Annotated in this window: 5 protein-coding genes and 1 other annotated feature; of the genes, 2 read left to right on the forward strand and 3 right to left on the reverse strand. The window is 34.7% G+C overall.

Annotation, left to right across the window (positions count from 1 at the left end; all coding sequences use genetic code 11):
• Positions 1–200 precede the first annotated feature (200 nt).
• Positions 201–1937 carry a carbon starvation protein A gene (locus Q3907_RS10275; RefSeq protein WP_301898207.1) on the reverse strand — a complete coding sequence of 579 codons (1737 nt, stop codon included), beginning with the start codon at positions 1935–1937 and terminating at the stop codon, positions 201–203.
• A 63-nt stretch (positions 1938–2000) separates the two neighbouring features.
• Positions 2001–2220, reverse strand: a binding site (T-box leader).
• A 162-nt stretch (positions 2221–2382) separates the two neighbouring features.
• On the opposite strand from Q3907_RS10275, the gene Q3907_RS10280 reads away from it, so the two are divergent.
• Entirely contained in the window at positions 2383–3129 is a 747-nt protein-coding gene (locus Q3907_RS10280) for a metallophosphoesterase (RefSeq protein ID WP_295647332.1), read from the forward strand.
• 12 nt (positions 3130–3141) lie between these two features.
• Here Q3907_RS10280 and Q3907_RS10285 read toward each other — a convergent pair whose 3' ends face one another.
• Positions 3142–4101: an L-lactate dehydrogenase gene (locus tag Q3907_RS10285; RefSeq protein ID WP_295647330.1), complete on the reverse strand. Its 960-nt coding sequence runs from the start codon at positions 4099–4101 to the stop codon at positions 3142–3144.
• Positions 4102–4176: 75 nt separating this feature from the next.
• Positions 4177–5301 carry a S1C family serine protease gene (locus tag Q3907_RS10290; RefSeq protein WP_301898208.1) on the reverse strand — a complete coding sequence of 375 codons (1125 nt, stop codon included), beginning with the start codon at positions 5299–5301 and terminating at the stop codon, positions 4177–4179.
• A gap of 155 nt (positions 5302–5456) precedes the next feature.
• Here Q3907_RS10290 and Q3907_RS10295 point away from each other — a divergent pair.
• On the forward strand, positions 5457–5754 hold a 298-nt coding region (locus Q3907_RS10295; protein ID WP_301898209.1), incomplete at its 3' end, for a hypothetical protein.

Raw genomic sequence — 5754 nt, forward strand, 5'->3', positions numbered from 1 at the left:
TGCCCTATGTAATCTTATAGCGTATCTAGACCCCAACTATTTTTATATAGTCGTTATATACCCTAAAACGGTCTATAGCTGAGATTAGGCTCGGACAACATTTAGTTGTCTGAGTCCTTTTTTTTTAACCATTTTAAAGCTTCTGTCATCTTTGTTGATTTTAGTAAAAGAAAAGACCGCTTAATGCGGTCTTGACTATTTTATGCGTTTTGTTCTTGTTCTTGAAGTTTTGCCTTTTCAACAGGTTGAACCAATTTCTTTCCGGAACCAATGAAGATCATCAATCCTAATGCCATTAATAGAATAGCAAAGAATAATTGTAGTCCGTCTGTCATAAATGCAAATCCACCAGTTACGAATAACTTTAAGCAGATGTTGTATACTGACATTCCTAAGCTTGTCATTGTTACAACTAACATCATAACCATAGGTACATATAACATGTATCCTTTACGTCCTGTAACTTTTAAGAATACAGATAATGAAACTAATACCATTGCAGCAAGTAATTGGTTAGCACTACCGAATAATGGCCAGATATTTAAGTATCCACCTAAGCTTAATAGGTAACCACCAGCTAATGTGATTAAAGTAGCAACGTATTTGTTTGTTAAGAAAGCGACAACACTGTTTGTTTCAGCTTCTTTATTTACTTCAAATAATTCTTGGAATGATAAACGTCCGATTCTAGCAACGGCGTCTAATGATGTTAATGCTAGAGCAGAAACGAACATTGTCATAATGCATAGACCCCATTCTTGAGGGAATCCAAATTGTGAAATCAATCCAGTAACACCTACTGAGAATTTGATGAATGGTGTTGCAGTATCGGCAAATGCCATAGAAGATAATGTTTCATTCAATACGCCTTTGCTAGCTAAACTAGTTAAAGATCCAACAACAACGATTACAAGTACAGCAAGTAATGATTCAAGTAACATACTTCCGTATCCAACTTGTAACATATCACTTTCGTTACGGATTTGTTTAGAACTTGTTTCACTAGATACAAGTGAGTGGAATCCACTAACAGCACCACAAGCTACAGTAACGAATAATGTTGGGAAGATATAGCTTCCAGTTGCAGATTTAAATCCTGTAAATGCAGGAGATGTGATTGTTGGATTTGATACGAATACACCAACTACAGCAGCAACGATCATTCCGATGAATAAGAAAGTAGTCAAATAGTCACGTGGTTGTTTTAATACCCAGATAGGGGTAACACTTGCGAAGAAGATATAAACGAATACTAGATATACCCATGTTTGTTTAGTGAAGTAAACTGGGAATGCGATTCCTAATGCTAGCATTGCAACAATTAATGCGATACCAAGTAAAGCTTGTTTCCATCCTGAAAGTCCTGTTTTCTTTAAGAAGAAACCAAATGCGATAGCTACAAATACATATAGAATTGTGATTGAACTTGCCGCTCCACTAGGCAATGATTGTGCACCAGCCGCATTGTATCCATTTAATGATCCTGCAACCATGTCGGCAAATGCAGCAATAACTAATAAAGTAAATAACCAGCAGAACAAGAAGAATAATTTACGTCCTGTTTTACCAATATAAGTTTCAATGATTTGTCCCATTGATTTACCATGAGATTTAACAGATGCGTATAGAGCACCAAAGTCTTGTACGGCTCCAAAGAAGATGCCTCCGACCATTACCCATAAAAATGCAGGTAACCATCCAAATACCATCGCAAGTACTGGACCTGTTACTGGACCAGCTCCAGCAATTGATGAAAATTGGTGTCCAAATACTTCCCATTTGTTACTTGGAACATAATCAACTCCATCTTCCTTTTCATAAGCAGGTGTCTTAGCTTTTGGATTGATTCCCCATGTTTTAACTAAATAGCGTCCATAAACTAAGTAGGCTGTTAGTAATAATGCAGCAGCGATAGCTAATAATAATAGACCATTCATAATAACTTTCCTCCCTTAAAACTTTCTATTCAAATATTCAAATAATAAAAAAAGACTTCGTCTATCTAAGACGAAATCTAAAATTATCCCGCGGTACCACTTAGTTTGCAACACCTTTGTTGCCACTTAGAACTTCTTAACGCGAAGGACGAATCATTTTACTATCATTTCAAATGATTAGCTCACAAGGGATAGCTCTAAGAACCATCGTTATCATTTCACCAAAATTGATACTCTCTTTAACCGGGTTTGCTTAAAGTCGTGTCTTGTTCACAGCTTTGAATATTTGTGGTTGTATAATATACCATCTTGAAAAACATGTCAACAAAAAATGTAATAAAATGTAAATTAATTTTCATTAATTTACATAAATTACAATTGCCATTTGTTTGTTAACATGTGAACGCTTGTGTTATAATGTAAAGACGTTGTTGGAGGGAAATACATGATTTATATAACTGGCGACATTCATAGAGAGCAGGATATACATAAAATCAATCCTAGAGAGTTTACTGTTGGAGAAACTCTTACTGAAGAGGATTATGTTATTATTTGTGGTGATTTTGGTTGTATCTGGGATGGAAGTACAGGGGATAACTTTTGGCTAAAATGGTTAGATTCACTTCCTTGGAATACTTTATTTATTGATGGAAATCACGAAAACTTTGATGTATTAAATACATATCCTGTAGAAGAATATAAGGGTGGTAAAGTCCATCGTATTCGCTCGAAAGTATTTCATTTGATGCGTGGTGAAGTTTTTAATATTGATGGTTATAAATTCTTTACTATGGGTGGAGGATTTTCCCATGATGTAAGTTATCGTACAGAACATAAAAATTGGTGGAAAGATGAGATTTGTACGATAGAAGAAGTAAAACATGCTTTTGAAACATTGGAAAAGAATGAGTGGAAAGTAGATTATATTTTATCGCACGATACTTATTCATCGCATCCATTGGCTCATAAATATGAAATTGATATGAGTCTATATGGAGATGATTATTATGATTTACATGATTGTTTGGAAACTGTCGAAAAGAAAACGGATTATAAAATATGGTTTAATGGACATTATCATGATGACAGAATCCATTATTCAGATTCAAATAAGCCTTGTTTGACTTTATTTGATAAAGTAGTGTTGTTAGAAAATATTGATGAGGAAATGAAAAGCCTGACTAAAATTTAGTCAGGCTATTTTTTAAAGGATGTCTTGAAGATTATCTTCAATTGTTTGTTTTAATGTATCAAATGAATGATCGAATCTTTGTTGATCATTTTCATTTAAGTGCAAGCGAATAACTTGTTCTACACCATTTGAACCAACTACACTTGGTGTTCCAATAAAGTATCCTTCTTTACCGTATTCACCATTTTGGTATGAACTAACTGGTAAGATAGCACGTTCATTATTTAAGATGCAAGATACGATACGTTTTAATGCTAATCCAATTCCATAGTAAGTAGCACGTTTTAATTCAATGATTTTATAAGCTTTGTCACGTACATCAATATAGATTTCTTGTAGTTCACTTAAAGAAATATTGTTTTCATCTAGGTATTCAAGTAAGTTCTTGCATCCAATATAAGAGTGGATCCAAGGAACGAAACTAGAATCTCCGTGTTCACCCATGATGTAGGCGTGGATATTGCTGTCGGCAAATCCTAATCTTTCGCTTAATGCATGACGTAAACGAGCTGTATCTAATACAGTACCTGATCCAACAACGTGGTTTTTAGGTAATCCACTTTCTTTCCATGCAACATAAGTCATGATGTCGACTGGGTTGTTCGCAACAACTAAGATACCATTGAAATTATTGTCTTTTAAGGCTTGGCATACACCTTTTGTGATATTGGCGTTAATTTTAACTAAATCTAAACGAGTTTGACCTGGCTTTTGAGCAGCTCCAGCTGTTAAGACAACAATATTTGTATCAGCAGCGTCTGCATAAGTGCCAGCAGTGATTTTCATTTTTGTATCTGCATATACAAGACCATCACTAAGATCCATTTGTTCTCCTCTTGCTTTGTCTTCATTCACATCGACTAAAACAAGTTCATCAACGCCTTTTTCTGAAAGCATTGAATAGGCAAAACTCATGCCAACAAATCCAGTACCAACAAGCATGATTTTTCTTTTTTTGATTTTTTCAGACATAAACTTCATTCTCCTTCTTATATCTACATATATATTATAGGTTAGTTTCAACTAAAAAGCCAGTATATCACTGGCTTAATTGGATTGTGTTTGTGCTTGTAAGGTGATTTCTACTTCTACTTTTTTTGAATTTCGTTCAACAACTATTTTTAAAGTATCACCAATTTTATGCTTTTTTAAGATTGCTTTAACATCACTGGTTGAATGAATATCTTGTCCGTCAAAACTTATAATACGATCATTTTGCTTCAATCCAGCTTTGTCAGCAGCTCCATTTCTTACAATTTGTACGATATAGCAGCCATCTTTGTATTTGGAATTTTGAGCCTGGTTATTCGATGTATAGTCATATAAACTGACATTTAGAGCTGGTCTTGATGTTACACTTCCATTCTGCATAAGTTCTGTAATAACATCTTTGGCAGGTGTAATTGGAATTGCAAATCCTAATCCTTCAATTCCTGTTGAACTTTCTTTTGCGTTTACAATACCAATCAGATTACCATCTGAATTAAACAATCCACCGCCTGAGTTACCTGGGTTTATAGCAGCATCAGTTTGTAAAAGTGTCATTGTTTCATTGTCAATTGTAATTTGACGATCAGTAGCAGAAATGATACCTGTAGTCACTGTACCACCTAGTTCTCCTAATGGGTTTCCAATCGCAATGGCTGGATCTCCGACTTGTAGTGTATCGCTGTCACCCAATGTAGCGGCTTGTAACTTTTGCGCATCTATTTTGATGATAGCTAAATCTGTTTGCGAATCAGTACCAATTATTTTAGCATCAAATTCTGTTCCATCCGTTGTAGTAACTTTAAGACTAGTTGCATTGTTGACTACATGATTGTTTGTGACAATATAACCATCCTCACTAATAATTACGCCACTACCTGCACCTTGAGATACATATTGGCCAAAAATAGAATTTCCGCTTGAGACAGATTCAGTAGTGATTTCAACAACGCTATCTTTACATTTTTCAACAATATCAGAAACATCAGTTACTTGTATAGTTCCTGACTTTGCTTTTTGTGTTTCCTGTTTGATGGTAATATCTGTATTGTTAGACAAATGGCTGCCGGCATAACCAGCACCAAATCCTACTATGGCCGATAGTATAATAGTACCGATTGTGGTCAGAATTTTATTTTGAACAGGTACATATGTTTTTGGCCTGAATTCTGGTGGTGTTTGCATATCAAATCCTCCTTATTTTAATTATATTCAGTAGTATACACCATTTAATATGAAATATATGCGTCAAATACGTCTTTTTGTCTATACAAATTTGGGAATATTTGTATTCAGTGCTATAATATCGTTATAGAAAGCACGTTTAAGGGAGGTTTCATATGCCAGTAAAAACGACAAAAAAAGTTACAAATAAAAAAGTAGTAAAAGAAGAAACAAAACCAGCTGTCGAAGTAAAAAAAGAAGAAGTAAAACCTGCAGAAGTAAAGAAAGCTCCTGCAAAGAAAGCTACAAAACCAGCTGTTGAAGTTAAAGAAGAAGTAAAACCTGTAGAAGAAAAAAAGGCTCCTGCTAAAAAAGCAACTGCAGCAAAGAAAGCTCCAACTAAAAAGGCAGAAGCTAAACCTGTAGAAGAAAAAAAGGCTCCTGCTAAAAAAGCAACTGCAGCAAAGAAAGCTC

It is taken from the genome of uncultured Holdemanella sp., assembly GCF_958348295.1.
In the GTDB taxonomy this organism is placed as follows: Bacteria; Bacillota_I; Bacilli_A; order Erysipelotrichales; family Erysipelotrichaceae; genus Holdemanella.

Excerpts from the sequence above, each read along its gene's own strand:
- Q3907_RS10280 (WP_295647332.1), top strand. The coding sequence starts at position 2,383 with ATGATTTATATAACTGGCGACATTCATAGAGAGCAGGATATACATAAA.
- Q3907_RS10275 (WP_301898207.1), bottom strand. The coding sequence starts at position 1,937 with ATGAATGGTCTATTATTATTAGCTATCGCTGCTGCATTATTACTAACA.
- Q3907_RS10285 (WP_295647330.1), bottom strand. The coding sequence starts at position 4,101 with ATGTCTGAAAAAATCAAAAAAAGAAAAATCATGCTTGTTGGTACTGGA.
- Q3907_RS10290 (WP_301898208.1), bottom strand. The coding sequence starts at position 5,301 with ATGCAAACACCACCAGAATTCAGGCCAAAAACATATGTACCTGTTCAA.